Source organism: Acetobacterium sp. KB-1 (genome assembly GCF_003260995.1).
GTDB lineage: Bacteria > Bacillota > Clostridia > Eubacteriales > Eubacteriaceae > Acetobacterium > Acetobacterium carbinolicum.
The window spans coordinates 3,757,557-3,780,917 of sequence record NZ_CP030040.1 but is presented as its reverse complement, the minus strand read 5'-3'; the positions used below and the strand labels follow the sequence as shown (position 1 = coordinate 3,780,917).

Below are 23,361 nucleotides of genomic sequence, written 5' to 3'. Positions count from 1 at the left end.
CTGCTATTGGTTGAGATTTATAGGGTTGTAGGGGTGGGTCGTACCCGCCACTGCAACCCTTTATATAAAACATTGATTGTTTATTTTTCAAAGACGGCACCGGTGGAGGCCGAAGTTACCAGTCTGGCGTAACGGGACAGATAGCCGGTTTTTATTTTTGGTTCCAGTGGAACCCAGGCCGCTTTACGCTTGGCCAGCACGGCATCATCCACCTTTACAGCAAGGGAACGATTGACAATATCAATGGCAATAATATCCCCTTCTTCGATCAGGCCGATGGTGCCGCCGGCGGCGGCTTCAGGGGAGACATGTCCGATGCAGGCACCGCGGGTAGCTCCAGAGAAACGGCCGTCGGTGATTAAGGCCACCTCTTTATCTAAGCCCATACCAGCAATAGCGGAGGTTGGGAACAGCATTTCCCGCATTCCCGGACCGCCTTTAGGACCTTCATAGCGGATAATCACCACATCACCAGCTACAATTTTGCCGGCTTTAATGGCGCTCGTCGCTTCTTCTTCAGAGTTAAACACCCGGGCTGGGCCTTTATGTTTTAGCATCTCCGGCGCTACCGCCCCTTGTTTTACCACGCCGCCGTCTGGGGCCAGGTTACCAAAGAGCACGGCCAGACCACCGGTAAGGCTATAGGGGTTTTCCAAAGGTCGAATAACCTCCGGGTTTTTATTAAAGACACCGATCAAGTTTTCAGCAATTGTTTTGCCGGTTACTGTCATCAGGCTGGTATCAATCAGATTGGCATCGGCCAGCGTTTTCATCACAGCCTGAATGCCACCGGCATAGTACAAGTCTTCCAGATGGTGATTTCCGGCTGGTGCCAGCTTGCACAGATGCGGAGTTTTGGCAGAAATCTCGTTGACTTCCTGAAGATCAATGCAGACCCCAGCTTCGTTAGCGATGGCTGGTAGATGGAGGATACTGTTGGTGGAACAACCCAGGGCCATATCGCAGGCCAGGGCATTTCTAAAGTTTGCATCCGTCATTATATCCTGGGGTTTAATATCCCGTTTCCACATTTCCATCACCTGAATCCCGGCTTTTTTAGCTAGCCGCACCCGTTCAGCAAAAACAGCGGGAATGGTGCCGTTGCCAGGCAGACCCATCCCCAACACTTCGGTCAGGCAGTTCATGCTGTTGGCAGTAAACATCCCAGAACAGGAACCACAGCCGGGGCAAACAGAATCTTCAAAGGATTTAAGCTCTTTTTCATCAATTTTGCCGGCATTAAAAGCTCCCACCGCTTCAAAGGCGGTATTTAAGTCCGTGTCCTTTTGTCCGACCGCTTTACCGGTGAGCATTGGCCCACCACTGACGATTACAGTAGGAATATTGATCCGCGCTGCCGCCATCAGCATGCCGGGAACAACCTTATCGCAGTTGGGAATCAAAACCAGCGCATCAAGAGAATGAGCAGTGGCCATGACTTCAATTGAATCGGCAATCAGTTCCCGGGACGCCAACGAGTATTTCATCCCCACATGACCCATGGCAATCCCATCGCAAACGCCGATGGCTGGAAATTCGATGGGGGTTCCCCCAGCCATCCGTACCCCTTCTTTGACAGCTTTAGTAATGGTATTTAAATGAATATGTCCAGGAATGATTTCATTAAAGGAATTGACTACACCGATTAAGGGTTGCTCCAGTTCTTCGTCGATATAACCCATAGCTTTAAATAAAGAACGCTGGGGAGTCGTTTCGACGCCTTTTTTTACACGATCACTTTTCATTTGATATCCTTTCTTTTGTGGTTTTGATCTTGTCGTTTGCGGGCAGTTAATAACCGCCCCTGCAAACCATAAATCTTTTATAAATTATCGATAATTTTTTGACCCATTTGAGTGGTGCCTACCAGGGCCATCCCGGCTGAGAAGATATCACCGGTGCGATAGCCTTGAGCCAGGGTTTTTTTTACAGCGGCTTCGATGGCATCGGCTTCGGCAATCAGATCCAGGGAGTAACGCAACATCATCGCCACGGATACGATCGTCGCAATGGGGTTGGCCTTGTCCTGATTCGCAATATCCGGAGCGGAACCATGAATGGGGTTGGCCTTGTCCTGATTCGCAATATCCGGAGCGGAACCATGAATGGGGTTGGCCTTGTCCTGATTCGCAATATCCGGAGCGGAACCATGGATGGGTTCAAACATTCCGAATTTACCATCGGCCATACTGGCTGATGGCAGCATTCCGATCGAACCGGTAATCATGCTGGCCTCGTCAGATAAGATATCACCAAAAAGGTTACCCGTAACAATGACATCAAACTGTTTGGGGTTGATAACCAGTTGCATGGCAGCATTATCAACATATAAATGGTTTAGTTCGACCTCGGGATAATCCTTGGCCACTTCTTCGACACAGCTTCTCCAGAAACGGGAAACTTCCAGAACATTAGCTTTATCCACATTGGTCACTTTTTTATCACGCTTCATGGCAATTTCAAAGGCTTTTTTGGCAATCCGCAAAACTTCCGGCCGGGTGTATTTCATGATATCCCAAGCCGCAAAATCGCCGTCCCGGCCTTTTTCACCAAAATAAACATCTCCGGTCAGCTCCCGAACCACCATAATGTCGAGGCCTTCGCCAATGATTTCCGGTTTTAAGGGACAAGCGGCTTTTAATTCTTCATAAAGGATGGCTGGTCTCAGGTTGGCATACAGGCCCAGGCTTTTTCGCAGGCCCAACAAACCGGCTTCTGGTCGTTTGTCACCGGGAAGGTTGTCCCACTTTGGTCCACCCAGGGCCCCTAGTAAAACGGCATCGCTGTCTAAACAGATGTCCACAGTTTCCTGAGGCAACGGGTTATCACAGGCATCTATGGCAGCACCACCGGCCAACACTTCGGTATAATTAAAGGTGTGGTTGAACTTTTCGGCAATTTTATCTAAAACCTTGATACTGGCCCCGACAATTTCAGGGCCGATTCCGTCTCCGGGAATTACGGCTATTTTATAATCCATTTGTTCTCCTTATTATGTTTACGTATTTTTAGGCATTTGCGGGCGGTTAATAACCGCCCCTACAAACCGATACGAATCGTTTTGTCTAATATTGCTCCCGTTCCTCATCATTTAACAACTTGTACTCAATCGAGTCGATCAGAGCGATCAGACTAGCTTCAATAATATCGGTAGAAACTCCGACATTGGTCCAGATGTCGACCCCGTCGGAACTCTCAATTAAAACCCGAACCTTGGAGGCGGTAGCGGACTTTGAATCGATGACCCGAACTTTAAAGTCGGTGAGGCGCACCTCGCTGATTTTTGGATAAAAAACTTCCAGCGCTTTTCTAAGCGCCTTATCGAGGGCATTGACCGGGCCGTCGCCTTCGGCGGCATTGATTTCCGATTGACCATCGACATTGATTTTTACCACGGCAGAGGAACTGAGAGCATCCTTGGTGTGGGTCTGTTCCCCGATAGTTTTAAAATCTTCTAGCGTGAAGAACGGCTTGTGCAGCCCCAGTTCCTTGCGAATCAGAAGCTTGATGCTGCTTTCGGCGCCTTCAAACTGATACCCCTGGTACTCCAACTCTTTAATGCGATCCATCACGCGCGTGGTTTCTTTGGATTTCTTGGTCAGACTCGGGTCTACTTCGTTCATCAGCTGAATGATCGTACTGCGACCAGAAACCTCGGACATTAAAATCCGTCGTTCATTTCCCACCGCCTCTGGTGAGACATGCTCGAAGGAAGCCGGGTTCTTCATAACCGCATCAATATGCATGCCACCCTTGTGGGCAAAGGCTGATTTCCCCACAAAAGGTTCGCGCCCAGTAAGAGCATAGTTAGAAATCTCGGCAATCCGAATCGCAGAAGATGTCAGCTTTGCAAGTTCAGCATCCGCCAGACAGTGAAAGCCCATTTTTAGCTGAAGATTTGGAATGATGGTCGCCAGATTGGCATTTCCACAGCGTTCACCATAGCCCAGGAAGGTTCCCTGAACCTGACGGGCCCCGGCATGAACAGCCATCAGTGAGTTAGCCACGGCCAGACCGCTGTCATTATGGCAATGAATCCCCAGCGGAATTTTTAATTTCTTTTTCACATCGGTGACAATTTCCTGAATTTCATGCGTCAGGGTGCCACCGTTGGTATCGCAGAGAGCCAGACAATCGGCTCCCCCTTGCTGGGCTGCCAGCAGGGCTTCGATGGCATAGGCCGGATCGTTTTTATAACCATCAAAGAAATGCTCGGCATCAAAGGTCACGTCTTTGCCCTGAGCCTTTAAATAGGCCATCGTTTCTTCGATCATTTTCAGATTTTCGGCCAGCGTCGTTTTAATAATATCCGTGATGTGGAAGGTCCAGCTTTTACCAAAGATGGCTACCCCCGGGGTCTCTGTTTCCAGGATTGCCCTTAGATTGGCATCATCCTCTACAGCAATGCCGCCCCGTCTGGTGCTGCCAAAGGCCACCAGCTTAGCATGTTTCAATTGGATACCTTTAATCCGATTAAAAAACTCAATGTCTTTTGGATTCGAACCGGGGTTTCCGGCTTCAATATAATCAATCCCCATTTTATCCAGCGTTTCCACCACGCGGATTTTGTCTTCAACTGAGAAAGAGATTCCCTCGGCCTGAGCCCCGTCTCTGAGTGTTGAATCAAAGACCAATATTTTTTCTGACATTTTAGTTTCCCTCCCTTATCACGAATTCTTACTTTCTTGTTCCTTACTTTCTTTACTTTGGCTGTCTTTTATATAGTGCATCTGGTTGACAGCGTCCACATAAGCTTTTAAACTGGCATCGATGATGTCAGTACTCAGTCCCCGACCATGGTAGACATTGGTGCCGTCAGATATTTTCACCTGAGCTTCGCCCTGAGCGTCAGTTCCGTCAGTAACGGCAGTAACCCCATAATCAATCAGGGTCAGATCACAGTCGACTAATTCGCTAATGGCTTTAAACCCGGCACTAATCGGTCCGTCAGCCAGCGATACCCCTTCGATGAGATCACCATTTTTCCGAAGCCTGATGGTCGCGGCGGTGGAAATGGTGTTCCCGGTACTAATGACAAAACGGTCCAGGGAATAAACTTCCGGAATCGCCAATTGTTTTTGTTCCACCAAAGCCAGAATATCTTTATCAGAAATGACTTTTTTCTTATCCGCCAGAACCTTAAACTGACTGAATAAATCCAGAACTTCTTCATCGTTTAAGGTATAGCCCAGGGACGTCAGTTTATCCACAAAAGCATGCTTACCGGAGTGTTTACCCAGTACCATTTTATTTTCTTTTAAGCCGATCGATTCCGGCGTCATGATTTCATAGGTTTCTTTATTGGCCATCATTCCATGTTGATGGATTCCCGATTCGTGGGCAAAGGCATTTTCGCCGACAATGGCTTTATTCGGCTGTACCCGAACCCCAGTAAGCTTAGATAATAAACGACTGGAGCGATAGATTTGAGTGGTATCGATATTGGTATCCACCTGGTAAACATCATGACGGGTTTTTAGTGCCATCACAATTTCTTCCAGCGCTGCATTACCTGCCCGTTCGCCGATCCCGTTAACCGTACACTCTACCTGGCCGGCACCGGCCTGAATGGCAGCTAAGGAGTTGGCCACACCCAAACCTAAATCATCATGAACATGAACCGAAATAGTCGCCTTGTCAATATTGGGGACGTTGTTGCGGATGCCCTCAATAAACTTAAAATATTCACCTGGGGTAGTATAACCCACCGTATCCGGGACGTTAACAATGGTAACCCCCTGATTGATAACCCCTTCTAAGACCTGGTATAAAAACTCCGGCCGGGTTCTGGAGGCGTCTTCAGCAGAAAACTCGACCTCACCGCAAAGATTTCTGGCGAATTTTCCCATTGCGATGGCTTTTTCCAGCACCGCTTCCGGTGACATCCGCAGCTTGTACTCCATGTGAATATCCGAGGTCGCCAAAAAATAATGAATTCGGGGGTTAACGGCGCCTTTTAACGCCTCATAGGCGGTGCTTATATCTTTTTCCGTACTGCGGGCCAAACTGGCCACGGTGGCATTTTTAATCTCATTAGCAACCAACTGAACCGACTCAAAATCACCAGGCGATGCAATGGCAAATCCGGCTTCAATGACGTCAATTCTCAGACGTTCGAGTTGTTTCGCCATCTCTAATTTTTCTTTCAGGTTCATACTGCAACCCGGTGACTGTTCCCCATCTCGAAGGGTGGTATCAAATATCTTTACGATTCTGCTCATTGCATCTCCTCCTAATTATTTTGTTTTTTTGTTTTAAAAAAAGGCAGAAGGTCTTCTGCCTTTTTTAAGTCTGTTATGTTGAAATGTTATTTTTTAATCCAGGACATCATGGTTCGTAATTCAGCGCCAACTTTTTCAACCTGAGTTTCTGTTTCAATCCGTCTGACGGCATTGAAGTATGGTCGGTTAGCCTGGTTTTCAAGGATCCAGTTACGGGCAAAGGTACCATCTTGAATATCATTAAGAACACCCTTCATGGCTTTTTTGGTGTCTTCAGTGATAATTTTGCTACCCGTAATGTAATCGCCATATTCAGCGGTGTCACTGATCGAATAACGCATATAACCGAGTCCACCCTGAACTACTAAATCGATGATCAGTTTCATTTCGTGAACACATTCAAAATAGGCGCTTTCTGGTTGGTATCCGGCTTCTACCAGGGTATCAAAACCAGCTTTCATCAGGGCCGTTACACCGCCGCAAAGAACTGCTTGTTCACCAAAAAGGTCAGTTTCGGTTTCTTCTTTGAACGTTGTTTCAAGGATGCCGGCACGACCGCCGCCGATTCCGGAAGCATAAGCTAATCCCAGATCATGAGTATTGCCTGATGGATCCTGATAAACAGCAATCAGGCAGGGAACCCCTCGGCCTTCCTGATATTGACTTCTGACTGTGTGTCCTGGTCCCTTTGGTGCGATCATAAAGACATTGACATCAGCAGGGGGAATGATCTGGCCGTAATGAATATTGAAACCATGAGCAAAAACAAGGCTGTTGCCAGCTTCAAGGTTTGGTAAAATGCTTTCTTTATAGATCGCTGCCTGTCTTTCATCGGGAAGAAGAATCATGACGATATCCGCTGCTTTTGTGGCCTCAGCTGCGGTCATAACTTTGAGTCCTGCTGCTTCAGCAATTGGCCAGGATTTGCTGCCTTCATAAAGGCCAACAATAACATTCACACCTGATTCTTTTAAGTTTAGTGCATGGGCATGTCCCTGACTTCCATATCCAATAATTGCAACTGTTTTTCCATCGAGTAACCCCAGATTACAATCTGTGTCATAAAATAGTTTTGCCATTTTTTAATTTCCTCCTTGAAATGTTTTAATAGTTTAATCATTATATAAATTCACTTGATGTGACCATTATATACCTTCTTTATCATATGCGAAACTAAAAAAATCCGCCTCTGTAAAAAAACAGAGGCGGATATAAGTATCCACGGTACCACTCTAAAATTAAAATAATTTCACAATTATTTCCTCTTCTGGTCTGAACGCAAGGCGAACCTAACCATAGTCATTTAACGTTGACATCCCGGACGGGATTACGGCCTTTCCTACTAATTGGGTAAATTTTCAGGTTGGCAGCTCGCAAGTGAGTATTACATACCATCGTACTATTGGAATTACACCATCCTCCAACTCTCTTAAATACAATCTTTGGTATCTTTCTCTTGGTCATAGCCGTTACTTTATTTAATTATTTTAGTCATTATATCTATTTATTTTGCCTTTGTCAATCACAAAATAGGAAAGAAATAATGATATCGGTTTCTAGTTTAAACCTTTATAAAAGCAGCACTTATACCTCTGTGATCTCATATTCCTTATTACCCAGACCCAGCTTGACAGCATGATCAACACTGACCTTCCAGTTTGTCTCCGGGTGAACCAAAGTGAATACATCCAGTTCCGACAGATTTTGAACTTCATTTTCGACAATCCGTTCTTCAGCATAGCTACCCCTAAGAATCCGGGCCTTGTTACAGGCATCCGCACAGGCCATATCCAGTGCTACCGGATCCATCGATGCGAAGATACCAACATCCTGAATGATTGGCAGATCGTTCTCGACGTGACAGTCACAGTTAGGCGAAACATCGATCACAAAACTGATATGGAACTGGGGACGGCCGTCTACCACAGCCTTGGTATACTCGGCGATTTTTTTATTGAGGATATCATTGCTTTCATCGTATTTAGGTGAGATGGCATCAAAAGGACAGACCCCGATACAGCGGCCGCAGCCCACACAGATATCGTGATTGATGCTGGCTTTGCCATCCGCCTGTCGATATGAAATAGCCGCAACCGCACAGATCTTGCCACACATTTCACAACTTCGACACTTCTTTTCCTTAACAAAGGGTTTACTGCTGGAATGCATTTCCATTTTTCCCCGCCGGGAACCGCATCCCATGCCAATGTTTTTCAATACGCCACCAAAGCCGGTACTTTCATGCCCCTTGAAATGGGTCATCGAAATAAAAACATCCGCATCCATAATAGCCCGGCCGATTTTGGCTGAAGTCACACATTCGCCGCCTGTAAGTGGCACCTCAATATCATCAGTTCCTTTCAGACCATCGCCAATAATGACATGACACCCCGTAACAAAAGGGTTGTAGCCATTCTCGTAGGCCGCATCCAGGTGTTCCAGAGCATCTTTTCGTCGTCCCACATAAAGGGTATTACAATCGGTGAGAAAGGGTTTCCCGCCTTTTTCTTTAACCATATCGACAATGACTTTGGCATAATTCGGTCTGAGATAAGCCAGGTTTCCCGGTTCACCCAGATGAATCTTAATGGCCGCAAATTTGTTTTCAAAATCGATGTCGGTCATGCCCGCGGCGGTGACAAGTTTTTCCAGCTTTTTTAAGATATTGTTAGAACCAGTTGTCCGTAAGGTTGTAAAATACACCTTTGATTTGTTATGCATCTTTATTTCTCCTATTCTCAAAAAAATCTTTTAATAATTCTTCACATACCTGTTCGCAGATTCCGGCATAGATTTCCATATTTTTGGGGAGCATCGGGTGTTGTCCCAGCCGGGCTGTGGACTCCACGCCTCCGAATTTCTTTTCGGTAGCACCATAAACCAGCATGGGAATTCGAGCCTGAATAATGGCTCCCATACACATCACACAGGGTTCGGCAGTGACATAGAGCTGGCAATCATCCAGCCGCCAGCGCCTAAGTTTTTTTGCCGCGGCCCGGATTGCCAACATCTCGGCATGGGCAGTGGGATCTGCCAGGCATTCTTTTTGATTATGGGCCCGGGCAATGATTCTGCCCTCGCAAACCAGCACCGCTCCGATCGGAACCTCGCCCCGGGCCGCCCCTGCTTTTGCCGTCTCAATCGCCACAGCCATGATTTTCTGGAGGTTGTTTTTTTTGTTGATCGATATCACCTCCTTTATTAAAAGGCGGGGCGAACCCGCCTGGCAAACAATGTCTTCAGACAATGTTGCGGGCGGTTGATAACCGCACCTACAAACTGAAGGGGTTTAACTTGTACAAAAAAGTCATGCATTATCCTGTAGGGACGGGTAGTACCCGCCCGCAAACGTTAATCTTATGATATATAATAGCTTATAAATCATAATTCACAAAATCAGAAGCGAAAGACTGATCGGACTATCAACCCCCAGCCCCATTGTCCATAGCCGGTTCGGGGGTTATTGGCTGACTGTTTTTGCACCGGTTGAGGATTGGGCGCCGGTTGAGGCGTTGTTCCAGCGGTAACGTTAGGGGTATTGATGGCCACCATAAAACGGTCCGCACCGGCATTTTGTAGATAACTGATAAAGGCTTCATCACAGGCCGAATACTCATTGATGACAGCGGCGTCCTGTAAACCCGGGTAGTCGCTGCTAGTGGCCAGATAGTTATTGCAGGCGATGGTGTAGTAGTGGTTTGGTTCTAAATCCGTGCCACCAACCTGAGCCGAAAAGACCCGCTCGCCCATCGGTTTAGTTAAATCATACTGGGCGGTGATGCCGCTCCATTGCAGATAGCTACCACTATTACTGGGCCAGGAATTATCATTCTTGTCGTTGGCAATCTGGTTATTAATGCCGATTTCAATACTGGTTTCCAGCATTTTTTTAAGATCAGCACCAGTCACCGACTTGGTCACCAGATAATTGCCAAAAGGCAATACGTCAATAACCTGACCCTTATTAATATCCCCGGCAGGAATTAATGCCCGGATTCCCCCGGCATTTTCAACTGCGATATCAGCACCGGTGATAAAACGGTAACTATCAGACAGAGCTCTGCCCAGATTCAGCTCACCCAACCGGATATCCTGCCAGATATTATCGGTGGTGCCACCCAGTTTTACCGGGGTATTTCCCACTACCTGTTTCTTAATCGGGTCTTCCCGGGCTTCAATTTCTGCCGTTAGAGCCGCCACGATCGGGTCAGCCGGAATAAGCTCATCTGTTGCCTGAGCTACCGTTGTCAAGCTGGCGGTTTGATCTAAAATAGAATAGCTGACATCCTCGGGATCAGGCTGTTCATCATTTGCATTCAGGATGATCTCAACCTCACCGACCGCACTAAAGAAACAGCCGGTTTGAACAATCAGGGTGCCATTGACTTCCCGGTTTTCGACATCATGGGTATGGCCATCGACAATCACATCAATTCCCGGCGCCCCCTCGGCAATGGCATCACTGCGCATTAAGGTCCCGTTATCTGAATCCCCGATGTGGGTCAGGGCGACAATCACATCACACCCTTGTGCATCCAGCGTCGCCACGTTCTGCCTGGCATTGGCAATCACCGATTCCTGCGTGCCGAAGCTCAGTCCGGCCACATTGGCCGGGGCCGTATCCGAATAAATATCCGGGCTGATCAGTCCAAACACACCAATCTTAATCACTTCGCCAGCCACCGCTATTTCTTTGATTAAATAGTCGTCGTTAAAGAAGGGATTCCCCGCGTCGCTATACGTCACGTTACTACCCAGAATTTTAGTATTGGCCATGGTACCCAGTTCCAGCAGCCGAGCGCTGCCATAATTAAAATCGTGATTCCCCGGTGCCATCGCATCATAGCCCACTGCGGCCATCAGTTCTGCAATGGAACCACCGGTTTCAATCGTGGCAAAGGACTGTCCATGAAAAATATCCCCGGCATCAACAACAAGATCGGGACTTTTCTGATTGATGATGGTTTTTAGTTTGGCAAAACCAAGGGTATTGTTTTGAGTACTATACGTGTAACGGGAATGAATATCATTGGTGTGGACAATCCTCAGGGTGATAGTCTGATCATCATTGACGGTTGCTGCCAGGGCTGTTGTTCCAGAACAAGTAAACACAAGCAGTAGCATCACCACCAGGCTCAGTTCTTTTTTCCAGTTTTTCATCGGTACACTCCTTAATTTTATCTTTGATTCCGCTTTATTGATATCTTTTTTTATTATATCTCTTTTAGCAAAAAATAAAAAGTACAACTGCTAAAAGAGATCAACTAAATAGATTATAAACAAAGGCTCACAAACAGATGCCGTTAGCATCTGTCTGTGAGCCTTATTGAGTCTTTATGAATTACCCTACGCGCTGAATTCGCTGGATTGGGCATCCTCTAATAGTATCGAGTAGAGCAATTTTTTTGAATAAGGATTCTTAACCTGTCCGATTTCTTTAACCGGACATTGCTCCACTACCCTGCCGCCGTAAAGAAAGAGTACCGTATCACAAAAATAAGTAATTGCGGTCAAATCATGGGTAATAAAAACATAGGTCAGATTAAATTGCTTTTGAATAGTTTGGAAATGTCTATTTCACCGAATTGATTAAGACTATTTATTCTATATGCAGGACCGATTTGCCGGTATATCGCAATAGTGCCTTGCAGATCGCAGTGGTGAGAATACCCGCCACAATCGCTTCCGGGATACCATTAATAGCAATTACCGAAAGAATCACCCCATACAGGGTCGAAACAGCCACATTTTTAACTTCAGCGTAACTTTGTCCAAAGAATAGATAAATAAAATTCATTACTAAAAGAGTGTTGGTCAATGATCCTGCAACACCGGCAAAACCAAGAGCCATAACATCATTACTTTTTACTTTTTTCATACCCCGATAGACATAATGGGGTACCACACCAACAAGAATTCTGGGTACAAAACAAATCACTAAACTCCAGAAATTACCAGAGTAGGTTCCCAGGGAATAAAACGGAGTAAACACAAAAGATGTCACTGTGGGATTAAAGGTATTGTTGATTAAGCTGGTCAGCCCAAAAACAAAGCCCAAAAAGGCGCCATAAAATGGTCCTAACATAATGCTGCCAATAATGACGGGGATGTGAATAATGGTGGCTCGGGTAAATCCCAAAGGAATATAGCCAAGAAACGGTGTTACTGCCAACAAGACGATAATCGCCACAAAAAAGGATAGTTTGACCAAATCGTTGGTCTTTGGATTTTTCATATTTACCTCCCGCTATCGTTCCAGTCACGCCGGATACAATGCATCTTTATTTTAACGCCTTTTTTACTTAAATTCAATAAAAAAATTCAATAAAAAATTCATTTAAAACTTATATTTACTCCTGACCCTCGGATTTGGTATAATGATTATGAAAATAAATGAAAACAGTTGGAAAAGGAAAACCGATGAAAAATATATTAAGAAATAAAACCGTTATTCTGGGTATTACTGGAAGCATCGCCGCTTATAAAATGGCCAATGTAGCCAGCAGCCTGACCAAAATGGGTTGTGATGTTCAGGTTATGATGACAAAAAACGCCCAGGAATTTATCGCCCCCCTGGTCTTTGAGAGTTTAACTGGTAATAAGTGTATTGTTGATACCTTTGACCGCAATATCCGTTATGACGTGGCCCATATTAGTCTGGCCAAACGGGCCGATCTTTTTATGGTGGCACCGGCTTCGGCCAATGTCATCGGTAAAATCAATGCTGGAATTGCCGATGATATGCTCACCACCACCATCATGGCCTGTCACTGTCCCAAACTCATTGCCCCAGCTATGAATACCGCCATGTACGAAAACCCGATTGTCCAGAATAATCTAAAAAGCTTAAAAAAGCTGGATTACAAGATCATCGATCCCGCTGTCGGCATGCTGGCCTGCAAGGATGTGGGGGCCGGAAAACTACCGGATGAAAAATTACTAATCGATCATATTCTCCGGGAAATTGCCTTTTTCCATGATCTCAAAGGAAAAAAAATTATCATTACTGCCGGACCAACCTGCGAAGCCATCGATCCAGTGCGCTATATTACCAATCATTCCAGCGGTAAAATGGGTTATGCCCTGGCCCAGGCGGCCATGCTCCGGGGTGCCGAAGTAACCCTTATCAGCGGCAAAACGGCTCTCACCCCACCAGCCTTTGTCAACCTTATCCCGGTTGTGACCGCCAGTGAAATGTGCTCCCAGGTGATGGATCATTTTGAAGCAACTGATATTGTCATTAAAGCTGCTGCTGTTGCCGATTTCAAGCCGACCGAAGTAGCCACCCAAAAAATTAAAAAACGGGACGGACAACCGGTAATTAACCTGACACCGACCATTGATATTTTAAAAACCATTGGTGAAAAGAAACGTTCTGATCAGTTTATCTGTGGCTTTTCGATGGAAACGGAAAATATGATCGAAAATACCCGAGAAAAACTATGTTTCAAAAACGTGAACATGATGGTGGCTAATAATTTAAAAGAAAAAGGAGCCGGTTTTAATACCCCTACCAATCGGGTAACCATAATGACCCTTGAAAAAACTGAAGCACTTCCGCTCTTATCCAAGGATGCGGTGGCACACCGGGTTCTCGATGCGATCGTGGATGAACTGTAATGACGATTACCCAACTGAGTCATGTTGCTATGGAAATGGGGGTTATCCTCCTTGCCAACGGTGCTGAAACCTATCGGGTGGAAGAATCGATGCATCGGATCTGTCTTGCCCTTGGTGCCAAAGAGGCAGAAATTTTCGTTGTGCCGACCACCATCATCATCTCTGTTACCCTGGAAGGCGAAGTCCCGCTGACCCGGACCCGTCGGATTCATTCCCGGAAAATCGATTTGACCAAGGTATCTGAACTCAATCATTTATCCCGGCAAATCTCTTATGAACCCACCAATTATAAAAAACTGGTGGCCGAAATTAAACGCATTGATACCATCCCTTCTTATCCTTATTATCTTCACGTCTTAGCTTTTGCCTTTATTTCCCAAATGTTCACGCTTTTTTTTGGGGGAAGTTTTATGGATAGCTGCGTGGGGTTTGTCATTGGATTAGGAATAAAGCTGCAAATGGATACCATGCGTCGCTTTCAGGCCAACATTTTTTTCACCCATATTGTCGGTGGTCTGATTGCCTCAACCGTTGCTCTAGCAGCTTTGGGCTTGGGGTTTACAAGCAATATGGATACTATTATTATTGGCTCCATTATGACCCTGGTGCCCGGGCTGGCGATCACCAATTCGATCCGGGATATCATTGCTGGTGACTATCTTTCCGGACTAGCCAAGGGTGTTGAGGCGCTGCTCATTGGTGCCGCCATTGCCTCTGGGGTAGCTGTACCTTTAAGTTTATTACGACCATTCTGGGGAGGTTGAAATGATGGATTATCTTACTCCTTGCTTATATGCCTTTGGGGCATCCCTGGCCTTTGCCATTGTGTTTAATATCCCCCGAAATAAACTGCTGCTTTCAGCCTTGGGGGGGATGCTGGGACAACTGGTTTACGTAATTTTTCAACTGGTTATTACTAATGATGTCCTTCCCTATCTACTGGCAACCATTGCGATCTCCCTTTATGCCGAAGTACTGGCCCGCTTAACTAAATCACCAACCACGATTTTTCTGGCCGTGGCCCTGATTCCCCTGGTTCCCGGGGGCGGCATCTACTATACGATGCTCTATTTCATTAACGGCGAGATTGATCTTGGTATCTCCACTGGCGTTCATACCATGCTGATTTCCGGCGCATTGGCGGTGGGCATTATTATGGTCTCTTCAACCGTTAATCTGGTGCGTAAGGTGATGCTAAAAGGTCGATCAAAAATAGGAAAGAAGTTAAAATATGGAAAAAAAAATTAGGTCACCTAAATGATATTTAATTTTATACACTATCTAAGTTAATACTGCATAAATCTCCACAACATAGAAATCAGATAAAAATTGAAGCTTATTATCCTTTATGGTTTTTTGTATTTAATGTTTGTTGGAGCAGTATATCTTGCAATTCAAATCAACATATTTTAAACAGATATTTACACTAAATAACTTTTACAAGGAGAATAATATGAGTAAAAAAAAGCCTTTGCATATAGTTTTTTTTATAATAACCATTATATTCATTATATGTGCCTTAATTTCTTACATAATATATATCAATCAAATGAAAGAACCAACTGACATTATTCCCGACTTTTTTATTAGTATCTCTTCTCTGGTAATATCCTTTATTGCACTTATTATTGCGCTTATCACATATTTTTCAATCGATTCCGTGAATAATGTAACCTCTATGGAAGGTAATGTACTTGAGAACCCAAATTACACCATTGCTTATTCTGAAATGATAAAGAGTTTTTCAAATTGCAAAGTAAAGTCAGAATTTGAAAAAAAACTATTAGAAAAAGTCTGTCCTGCATTTAATAACAAAACCTTGACTTGTATTCAATTTGCTGATTTCATTCAGAATGTAATTGATCATATTATTTGGTTTGCATATGTCGATTTTAAAGGAGCTCAACTTAGAAATGAATGTACAAAACTAATTCAATATCTTGAACGAGAATTGCAACGTTACAGCTCGTTAAGCAATGGCCTACAGTACATCTTAAATGAAAATATTAAGTTAATTAAATATGTTTTGGATTATCAAGAGGAGAGAAGTCTCAATAGAGATACAGTTTGCAGACTAGAGGATATCCGAGGTAAAATGCTTCAAAATCCAATATCTCAAATAGTTTACTACAATTATTTGGGATTATATTATAGAAATAAAGCAAATACTCTTCTCAGACAATGCAACTCACAAAATAATGAATTTTCGTTTGAATATATGAAATCTATTCTTCAATACAACTACAACCCTAAGGTTGTTAAAGAAATTAATATCCTATTAAATCGTGCCCGTTTTAATTTTGACTTAGCAGATGAGTTAGCTAAGACCGATATACTCTGGCAAGGGTATACCCAGTATAATCTTGCCAGAACATTTGTGATGGAATACTTAATTAATACAACTGTCGAAGATTTGACGTATAATTATGCTCGTTCAGCTCTCTCCGTTCGTGATGTTGTATGTTTTTTGTATAGAAGCGCTAATGATTCTTACCTAAATGAGATGTTTTATAAAGAGTACACTTATGCCGACAACTTATTGAAAGAGTTTAAAAAACTAACGACTTTCGTTAATGATAAAGTCTCATCTTGATTACTTGCCTAGGCTAGTTGAATATTATTTCACAATATTGACAAGCTTACTACATTAAGTGAAAATTGTAATCCTTATTAAATCTATACGCAGTTTTATTTATACTGTTTTTCTAAATGACTCTATCACTTGTACCTAAATTTTTATAATTAAACCACATGTCACTTTATTGTACTATTCAAAACTTCTTTTGGATATTTTTCACTTTTCTGGTGCTTGAGATCCATCGTTTACCTACAAGCCATATTTTCTTACTCTGATTCACATAATCAATCATTGCTTTTGAATCGTTGATTGATTATAATAGAGTTAATACTCGTTTTAGATCCTCGCTTTTTTCACTGAATGTTTTGGTATAATCTGATTTAAAATTAAGGAGAACGTCATGAAAATTATAGTCATAGGAGCAGTTGCCGGCGGTACGTCGGCTGCGGCAAAGGCCCGGCGAAATAATGATTCGGCAGAAATAATTATCTATGAAAAAGATCAGGACATTTCATATTCCGGATGCGGGCTTCCTTATTATCTTGGGGGAAAAGTCGGATCGATTCAGGAATTAACGCCACGAAGTCCAGACTTTTTTAAATCTAAATATAATATTGACATCCATATTCGCCATGAGGTATTAAAAATTGATATCCCCACCAAAACTCTGGTAATTAAAAATTTGGATAGCGGAGCAGTTTTTAATGACACTTATGATAAACTCATCCTGAGCACCGGCGCTCAGGCTTTTGTTCCACCGATTAAGGGAATTGAACTGGAGAATGTTTTTTTTCTGAGAAATGTTCAAAACGCCCTAAAAATAAAAGCCTTTATGGACAATCATCATCCTAAAACGGCGGTTGTTGTCGGGACTGGTTTTATTGGTTTTGAAGTTATGGAAAATCTTGAAGCCTGCGGAATCAAAGTCACACTGGTTGAACGGGCCGGTAAGCTGACCCCTAATCTCGATGAGGATATGTCCTTGTATCTTGAAAAACGATTGAGCAAAAGAAAAATCCCAATCTTTAAAAATGCTAATGTCGTTGAGGCCACCAGTCAGGGAGTCATCCTGGAAAACGGAACCCTGATTCCCGGCGAAATGATTATCGTGGCCACTGGTGTTAAACCTAATGTAACCCTGGCCCGGGAAGCGGGTTTACTGTTAGGTGTTACCGGTGCGATCCGGGTTGATGAACGGATGATGACCATTGATACCGATATCTATGCCTGCGGCGACTGCATTGAAACCTGGTCAGCAGTGACAAAACGGCCACACTATCGCCCCTTAGGTTCAACTGCCAATAAAACTGGCCGGATCTGCGGTGATAATATCACTGGTGGTAATGTCGTTTACCCTGGCAACCTGAGCACCGGTATTTTTAAGCTCTTTGATATTAGCATCGGCAGCACTGGTTTGTCTGAAGCCGAAGCCCGCAGTCAAGGTTATGATATCGAAATTTGTCATAATATCAAGCCCGATAAACCCAGTTATTACGGCGGCCAGGAAATGTTAATCAAAGCCATCGCTGACCGCTCCACCCAAAAACTGCTCGGCGTTCAAATCATCGGCTATGACGGTGTCGATAAGCGATTGGACGTCTTTGTCACCCTCATTACCTATGGCGCCACTGTTGATGAAATCTTTAATCTGGACTTAGGTTATGCTCCGCCGTTTTCAACCACCAAGGATCCGGTTCACTATACGGGCATGATCCTCGATAATGCCCTAAATAAAGACCGCAAACTCATGACTGCTGCGGACCTTAAAAAAAAACTGAACAATAAGGAAGTCTACCAGATCATTGATACCCGGGTAACGGCCCAGTACCGTGACGGCCATTTACCCGAGGCGCAAAATATCCCTCATGAAGATCTGCGGGACAAACTTGACCAACTCGATCCGACCCTTCCTGTTATTACCTATTGTAATAAAGGAGTCACCGGCAATGCAACCCAGAACATCTTACTTAATCACGACTTTAAAAACGTTTATAACCTTTCTGGAGGCTTTCGATTTTATGACGCCACCAAAGAAGACTAGCAGAAAAGAGGCCCACTATGAATGCTGATGATGTTTCAGTAAAAATTTTCAAGGCGTTGGGACATCCAGTTCGCTTACAAATCGTAAAATTTCTTTTAATTGAACCCCAATGTGTATGCGTCCTGAATCGGTTATTTGACTACAGTCAGGCCAATCTCTCCCAGCATCTAAAAATTCTCCGGGAGGCAGGGATTCTTGATAATCAGAAAATTGGTGTGGAAATGCACTATTTTGTAAAATTAAAGAGTATCGAAAAACTCCTGGCGGCCATGGATTTAACCGCCGCCGAGTTTTTCAGTACCCTTGAATTCTAACTAAATTTATTTATTATAGCCCTGGGGGTGGTTTTGATGCCATTTCCAGGCTGTTTTTATGATGGTGTCTAAATCTGAATGTTTTGGCGCCCAATCCAGTTCCCGTTGAGCTTTTTGGGATGAAGCAATCAGCTTTGCTGGATCTCCAGGTCTTCTTTTAGCAACTTTCACTACAAACGCTTTTGAAGTCAGTGCTTTTATTTTTGCAATCACTTCTTTGACCGAGAAACCTTTTCCGTCGCCCAAATTATAAACACTGCTTTTTCCGCCAGCGAGTAGTTTTTCCATCCCTAAAATATGGGCGGAGGCAATATCCATTACATGGATATAATCCCGGATACAACTCCCATCCGGAGTCGGATAGTCTTCACCGAAAATACTGATCTGGTCCCGCTGTCCCAGAGCCGTTTTTAAAATCAATGGTACGAGATGGGTTTCGGGGTTATGGTCCTCCCCGATTTCTCCTGATAAGTGGGCGCCGGCGGCATTAAAATACCGGAAAGTCATCGATTTTAGTTCGTAAGCTCCATCCATCCACTTCAGCATTTTTTCTACTGCCAGTTTTGTCTCCCCATAGGTATTGGTGGGATTTTTGTTACTTTCTTCCGTGATGGGACTTTCTTCCGGTTCTCCATAAACAGCGGCAGTCGAAGAAAAGACAAAATTCTTAACCCCATGCCCCACCATAGTTTCCAGCAGACAGAGGGTCCCATAGACATTATTATGATAGTATTTAAGCGGCTCATTGATGGACTCCCCAACCAGAGAATGAGCACAAAAATGCATCACACAATCAATCTGATGGGCAGTAAATATTTGCTTAAGAAACGCCTTATCGCGGATATCACCAATCTCAATGACAGCCTTTTTTGAGACTGCACCCTCATGTCCGGTTGATAAATTATCCAGAACCACTACCTCATATCCTTTTTCGACTAAGGCCCTGACCACATGGGATCCAATATATCCGGCCCCGCCACATACTAAAATCTTCATTATCGTCCTCTATTTCAATTATTAAATTTTCTTGTTCTCCCTTTATTATAGAACTTTTTTTAAAAAAAAGAAACCCCGAAGGGTTTCTTAAAGGATAAATATATCCGGTGTTGACAATTGTTGTGGTGAGTTATTTATCCGTAAATGTTGTTTTATTATTGCTAAGTGCTGCCTGAGCTGCTGCCAGACGGGCAATCGGTACTCGGAATGGTGAGCACGAAACATAGCTTAAGCCAACGCTGTGGAAGAAGAAAATCGATTTGGGATCACCGCCGTGTTCACCACAAACGCCAATTTTAAGATCAGGCTTTGTTTTCCGACCCAGAACCACGCCCATTTCAACCAACTTACCAACGCCCTCTACGTCGATACTCTGGAATGGATCATTTGGCAGAATGCCTTTATCCTTATAGTCGGTAATAAATTTACCGGCATCATCACGCGAAAAGCCATAGGTCATTTGAGTCAGATCATTGGTTCCAAACGAGAAGAATTCGGCTGTTTTAGCAATCTGATCGGCAATCAGAGTGGCCCGGGGAATTTCCATCATGGTTCCGACCAGGTATTTTATATCTGACTTACGTTCGGACTTAACCAGTTCCGCGGTTTTTCGAACAACCTTATCGAGGTAGGTCAATTCTTCATTAATACCAATCAGGGGAATCATAATTTCGGGAATAACATTAAAACCACATTCTTGCTTGACTTCAATGGCAGCTTCCATAATTGCCCGAGTTTGCATCTGTGCAATTTCGGGATAGGTAATTGCCAAACGGCAACCGCGATGACCCAGCATTGGATTAAATTCTTCCAAGCCCTGAATGATCGTGACCATGTCTTCCAAAGCAAAGCCCATATCAGCCGCCAGGGCTTCAATATCCTTGCTTTCTTTCGGCAGGAATTCGTGAAGAGGCGGATCAAGTAACCGAACGGTAACCGGGCGTTCTTCCATTGTCTTATAAAGACCAATAAAATCTTCTTTTTGCATCGGCAGAATTTCGGCCAGCGCTTTTTCACGCTGTTGCTTTGACTCCGATAGAATCATCCGGCGGACACTCGGTAGTCGTTGTTCATCAAAAAACATATGCTCTGTTCGACAAAGGCCGATCCCTTCTGCACCAAAGCGAACGGCAACCGCTGCGTCGTTTGGTGTGTCGGCATTGGTACGAACTTTTAATGTTCTGTATTCATCTGCCCAGGCCATTATTTCAGCAAAATGGCCGGAGAGTTCTGGGGTTACCGTTTTTATGCTGCCCTTATAAACACTTCCGGTACTACCATTTAGCGAGATAAAATCGCCTTCAGTAAAGACCTGATTCCCTACGGTAAACTGTTTTGCCGCTTCATCGACTTTGATCGCTTCGCATCCAGCTACACAGCACTTACCCATTCCTCTGGCAACTACTGCCGCATGAGAGGTCATACCACCGCGCGCTGTTAAAATTCCGTTTGCAGCATACATGCCCTCAATATCTTCTGGCGAAGTTTCTTTTCTGACCAATAGGGTTTCTTCCCCATTTGCAACGGCTGCGCACACTGCTTCCGCGGTAAAATAAACTTTACCGGTAGCAGCACCCGGTGAGGCTGGCAACCCCGTTGCCAGAAGTTCTGCTGCTTTTAAAGCGGCCTCTTCAAAGGTTGGATGCAGCAATTGATCCAGTGATATTGGATCTAGTCTCAAAACCGCTTCTTCTTTTGTGATTAAACCTTCCTCGACCATTTCTACTGCGGCACAAAGTGCGGCAGCGGCAGTTCTTTTCCCGGTTCGTGTCTGGAGCATGAAAAGTTTGCTTTTTTCAATCGTAAACTCAATATCCTGCATGTCCCGATAATGATTCTCAAGTCGCTCTGCAGTTTCCTGGAACTGTTTGTAAACTTCCGGCATGAGTTCTTTTAAATCTTCAATGTCTCTCGGGGTACGAATTCCGGCAACAACATCTTCACCCTGAGCATTGATTAAAAATTCACCAAAAAGTTTTTTCTGTCCTGTTGCAGGGTTTCTTGTAAAGGCTACCCCGGTTCCACAATCATCACCCATATTACCATATACCATTGATTGAACGTTGACAGCAGTGCCAATGTCGTGAGGAATATCATTCATATTTCGATAGCTGATGGCGCGGTTATTATTCCATGATCTAAACACCGCTTCAATGGCCATCAATAATTGCTCTTTTGGATCCAGGGGAAAGTCTTTACCGGTTTCATCTTTGACAATTTTCTTATACGCGACAACAATTTCTTTTAGATCATCAGCAGTCAGCTCGGTATCATCCCGATAGCCATTTTTTTCCTTGGCACTTTCTAATACATAATCAAACTTGTCTTTACTAATCTCTTGAACAACGTCTCCAAACATTTGAATAAAACGTCGGTAGCTATCGAAGGCAAACCGTTCATTATTTGTTGATTTTGCAATGCCAGCAACCGTTTCATCGTTTAACCCCAGGTTTAGAATCGTATCCATCATCCCGGGCATCGAGAATTTCGCACCCGAACGAACGGATACCAATAACGGATTATTAACATCACCAAAGGTCTTTTCACATTCTTTTTCTAAGATTGCCAAATTTTTATTAATCTGGTCGATAATTTCATTTGAAAGTTTTCTATCCTGATTATAGTATTCAGTACAGGCCTCGGTTGTAACGGTAAAGCCTCCCGGAACGGGCAGTCCGATATTTGTCATCTCTGCCAAACCAGCACCCTTCCCCCCTAGTAATTCCTTCATGGTTGCATTACCTTCTTTAAACAAATAAACCCATTTTTTTGACATTCCTCTACCTCCTCATTATATTTGCAAGAATAATCGCTGCAATTTCTTCAATTGCTTTTGATGTGACGTCAATGACAGTACATCCCAATTTATCGAAAAGCTGTTGTGCTTTTTCTAACTCCAACATCACTCTTTCGTAACTCCCATAATTTGATGTTCCAGTGAGCCCCATAGCCCGGATTCTTTCTGAACGGATACTTACCAGATGGTTTGGGTCTAAGACGAGACCAAATATTTTCCTGTTAGAAATCTCAAATAATTCTTTAGGTGGTTCAACCTCTGGCATTAACGGAATATTAGCCACCTTATAATTTTTATTGGCCAAATAAATGCTGATCGGTGTTTTAGACGTTCGTGATACCCCAATCAGAATGATATCTGCCTGATTCAAGCCGGATGTATTTTTGCCATCATCATATTTTACGGCAAATTCGATGGCTTCTATTTTCTTAATGTAATGGGCATCCAGTTCCATACTTGAAGACCGGCTTCGGACCGGTTCTTCACCGGTTATACTTCTTAGCGTCTCCATCAGAGATCCCATCACGTCGTAAATGGGAACCCCCTTAGCTTTGGATTCTATTTCCATATGATGCTTTAATTCACTTGAGGCAAAACGATAAACCACCAATCCGTTATCCTGCTTTGCTAAATCCAACAGGTAGTCAATACTCAGTTTATCATCCACAAACGGATGAAACCGTACTTCCCGAATGGAGTTCTCAAATACGCTTGTCCCTGCTTTCACGAGCAGTTCGCCAATTTCAGTGGGTGTATCTGAAACAACAAAAATCACAATGCTTTTCAATTTTAAC

General features: G+C 44.0%; 19 protein-coding genes. 6 read left to right on the top strand and 13 right to left on the bottom strand.

Annotated features, from left to right (window positions below; all coding sequences use genetic code 11):
- Positions 1-80: 80 nt before the first annotated feature.
- From ilvD to DOZ58_RS17380, 10 genes are all read right to left on the bottom strand, one after another.
- A complete protein-coding gene (gene ilvD / locus DOZ58_RS17420; RefSeq protein ID WP_111889460.1) occupies positions 81-1,745 on the bottom strand; it encodes a dihydroxy-acid dehydratase in 1,665 nt (554 codons plus the stop codon).
- Between the two features lie 77 nt (positions 1,746-1,822).
- On the bottom strand, positions 1,823-2,980 hold the full coding sequence (gene leuB, locus DOZ58_RS17415) for a 3-isopropylmalate dehydrogenase (protein WP_111889459.1): 1,158 nt from the start codon (positions 2,978-2,980) through the stop codon (positions 1,823-1,825).
- Positions 2,981-3,065: 85 nt separating this feature from the next.
- Entirely contained in the window at positions 3,066-4,649 is a 1,584-nt protein-coding gene (gene cimA, locus DOZ58_RS17410) for a citramalate synthase (protein WP_111889458.1), read from the bottom strand.
- Positions 4,650-4,667: 18 nt separating this feature from the next.
- On the bottom strand, positions 4,668-6,221 hold the full coding sequence (locus DOZ58_RS17405; protein ID WP_111889457.1) for a 2-isopropylmalate synthase: 1,554 nt from the start codon (positions 6,219-6,221) through the stop codon (positions 4,668-4,670).
- An 86-nt stretch (positions 6,222-6,307) separates the two neighbouring features.
- Complete coding sequence (gene ilvC / locus DOZ58_RS17400; RefSeq protein ID WP_111889456.1) at positions 6,308-7,300, bottom strand: ketol-acid reductoisomerase; 993 nt, start codon at positions 7,298-7,300, stop codon at positions 6,308-6,310.
- 505 nt (positions 7,301-7,805) lie between these two features.
- Positions 7,806-8,942, bottom strand: a complete 1,137-nt coding sequence (locus DOZ58_RS17395) for a DUF362 domain-containing protein (protein ID WP_111889455.1) — start codon at positions 8,940-8,942, stop codon at positions 7,806-7,808.
- Positions 8,935-9,414 carry a nucleoside deaminase gene (locus DOZ58_RS17390; RefSeq protein WP_256372199.1) on the bottom strand — a complete coding sequence of 160 codons (480 nt, stop codon included), beginning with the start codon at positions 9,412-9,414 and terminating at the stop codon, positions 8,935-8,937. The genes DOZ58_RS17395 and DOZ58_RS17390 overlap by 8 nt, the downstream gene beginning before the upstream one ends.
- A 203-nt stretch (positions 9,415-9,617) precedes the next feature.
- A complete protein-coding gene (locus DOZ58_RS17385; RefSeq protein WP_111889454.1) occupies positions 9,618-11,381 on the bottom strand; it encodes a bifunctional UDP-sugar hydrolase/5'-nucleotidase in 1,764 nt (587 codons plus the stop codon).
- Between the two features lie 186 nt (positions 11,382-11,567).
- A complete protein-coding gene (locus DOZ58_RS18755; protein ID WP_204355434.1) occupies positions 11,568-11,735 on the bottom strand; it encodes a hypothetical protein in 168 nt (55 codons plus the stop codon).
- Between the two features lie 85 nt (positions 11,736-11,820).
- Positions 11,821-12,456 carry an ECF transporter S component gene (locus DOZ58_RS17380; RefSeq protein ID WP_111889453.1) on the bottom strand — a complete coding sequence of 212 codons (636 nt, stop codon included), beginning with the start codon at positions 12,454-12,456 and terminating at the stop codon, positions 11,821-11,823.
- A gap of 185 nt (positions 12,457-12,641) precedes the next feature.
- Between DOZ58_RS17380 and coaBC the strand changes: the two genes are divergently transcribed.
- From coaBC to DOZ58_RS17350, 6 genes are all read left to right on the top strand, one after another.
- Positions 12,642-13,841: a bifunctional phosphopantothenoylcysteine decarboxylase/phosphopantothenate--cysteine ligase CoaBC gene (coaBC, locus tag DOZ58_RS17375; protein WP_371414181.1), complete on the top strand. Its 1,200-nt coding sequence runs from the start codon at positions 12,642-12,644 to the stop codon at positions 13,839-13,841.
- The gene (locus tag DOZ58_RS17370; protein WP_111889452.1) at positions 13,841-14,605 is read left to right on the top strand and encodes a threonine/serine exporter family protein; all 765 of its coding nucleotides are present in this window, start codon (positions 13,841-13,843) and stop codon (positions 14,603-14,605) included. Before coaBC ends, DOZ58_RS17370 begins: the two co-directional genes overlap by 1 nt.
- 1 nt (position 14,606) lies before the next feature.
- Positions 14,607-15,089 (top strand): threonine/serine exporter family protein, encoded by a 483-nt coding sequence (locus DOZ58_RS17365; RefSeq protein WP_242988535.1) that lies wholly within the window; start codon positions 14,607-14,609, stop codon positions 15,087-15,089.
- Positions 15,090-15,294: 205 nt separating this feature from the next.
- Positions 15,295-16,434, top strand: coding sequence for a hypothetical protein (locus DOZ58_RS17360; protein ID WP_111889451.1), 1,140 nt, complete (start codon positions 15,295-15,297; stop codon positions 16,432-16,434).
- A gap of 385 nt (positions 16,435-16,819) precedes the next feature.
- Positions 16,820-18,460, top strand: a complete 1,641-nt coding sequence (locus DOZ58_RS17355; protein ID WP_111889450.1) for an FAD-dependent oxidoreductase — start codon at positions 16,820-16,822, stop codon at positions 18,458-18,460.
- A gap of 17 nt (positions 18,461-18,477) precedes the next feature.
- Positions 18,478-18,774: a helix-turn-helix transcriptional regulator gene (locus DOZ58_RS17350; RefSeq protein WP_111889449.1), complete on the top strand. Its 297-nt coding sequence runs from the start codon at positions 18,478-18,480 to the stop codon at positions 18,772-18,774.
- A gap of 6 nt (positions 18,775-18,780) precedes the next feature.
- Here DOZ58_RS17350 and galE read toward each other — a convergent pair whose 3' ends face one another.
- From galE to DOZ58_RS17335, 3 genes are all read right to left on the bottom strand, one after another.
- Positions 18,781-19,770, bottom strand: a complete 990-nt coding sequence (gene galE / locus DOZ58_RS17345; RefSeq protein ID WP_111889448.1) for a UDP-glucose 4-epimerase GalE — start codon at positions 19,768-19,770, stop codon at positions 18,781-18,783.
- A gap of 130 nt (positions 19,771-19,900) precedes the next feature.
- Positions 19,901-22,546, bottom strand: coding sequence for a pyruvate, phosphate dikinase (gene ppdK / locus DOZ58_RS17340; RefSeq protein WP_111889447.1), 2,646 nt, complete (start codon positions 22,544-22,546; stop codon positions 19,901-19,903).
- A gap of 4 nt (positions 22,547-22,550) precedes the next feature.
- Positions 22,551-23,354 (bottom strand): pyruvate, water dikinase regulatory protein, encoded by an 804-nt coding sequence (locus DOZ58_RS17335; protein ID WP_242988534.1) that lies wholly within the window; start codon positions 23,352-23,354, stop codon positions 22,551-22,553.
- Positions 23,355-23,361: the final 7 nt, after the last annotated feature.

What these genes read in the sequence shown, in the direction of transcription:
- DOZ58_RS17385 (WP_111889454.1), bottom strand. Translation starts at nt 11,381, where the DNA reads ATGAAAAACTGGAAAAAAGAACTGAGCCTGGTGGTGATGCTACTGCTT.
- DOZ58_RS17395 (WP_111889455.1), bottom strand. Translation starts at nt 8,942, where the DNA reads ATGCATAACAAATCAAAGGTGTATTTTACAACCTTACGGACAACTGGT.
- cimA (WP_111889458.1), bottom strand. Translation starts at nt 4,649, where the DNA reads ATGTCAGAAAAAATATTGGTCTTTGATTCAACACTCAGAGACGGGGCT.
- DOZ58_RS17370 (WP_111889452.1), top strand. Translation starts at nt 13,841, where the DNA reads ATGACGATTACCCAACTGAGTCATGTTGCTATGGAAATGGGGGTTATC.
- ilvD (WP_111889460.1), bottom strand. Translation starts at nt 1,745, where the DNA reads ATGAAAAGTGATCGTGTAAAAAAAGGCGTCGAAACGACTCCCCAGCGT.
- DOZ58_RS17360 (WP_111889451.1), top strand. Translation starts at nt 15,295, where the DNA reads ATGAGTAAAAAAAAGCCTTTGCATATAGTTTTTTTTATAATAACCATT.
- DOZ58_RS17380 (WP_111889453.1), bottom strand. Translation starts at nt 12,456, where the DNA reads ATGAAAAATCCAAAGACCAACGATTTGGTCAAACTATCCTTTTTTGTG.
- leuB (WP_111889459.1), bottom strand. Translation starts at nt 2,980, where the DNA reads ATGGATTATAAAATAGCCGTAATTCCCGGAGACGGAATCGGCCCTGAA.
- DOZ58_RS17405 (WP_111889457.1), bottom strand. Translation starts at nt 6,221, where the DNA reads ATGAGCAGAATCGTAAAGATATTTGATACCACCCTTCGAGATGGGGAA.
- galE (WP_111889448.1), bottom strand. Translation starts at nt 19,770, where the DNA reads ATGAAGATTTTAGTATGTGGCGGGGCCGGATATATTGGATCCCATGTG.
- coaBC (WP_371414181.1), top strand. Translation starts at nt 12,642, where the DNA reads ATGAAAAATATATTAAGAAATAAAACCGTTATTCTGGGTATTACTGGA.
- DOZ58_RS17350 (WP_111889449.1), top strand. Translation starts at nt 18,478, where the DNA reads ATGAATGCTGATGATGTTTCAGTAAAAATTTTCAAGGCGTTGGGACAT.
- ilvC (WP_111889456.1), bottom strand. Translation starts at nt 7,300, where the DNA reads ATGGCAAAACTATTTTATGACACAGATTGTAATCTGGGGTTACTCGAT.
- ppdK (WP_111889447.1), bottom strand. Translation starts at nt 22,546, where the DNA reads ATGTCAAAAAAATGGGTTTATTTGTTTAAAGAAGGTAATGCAACCATG.
- DOZ58_RS17355 (WP_111889450.1), top strand. Translation starts at nt 16,820, where the DNA reads ATGAAAATTATAGTCATAGGAGCAGTTGCCGGCGGTACGTCGGCTGCG.
- DOZ58_RS17365 (WP_242988535.1), top strand. Translation starts at nt 14,607, where the DNA reads ATGATGGATTATCTTACTCCTTGCTTATATGCCTTTGGGGCATCCCTG.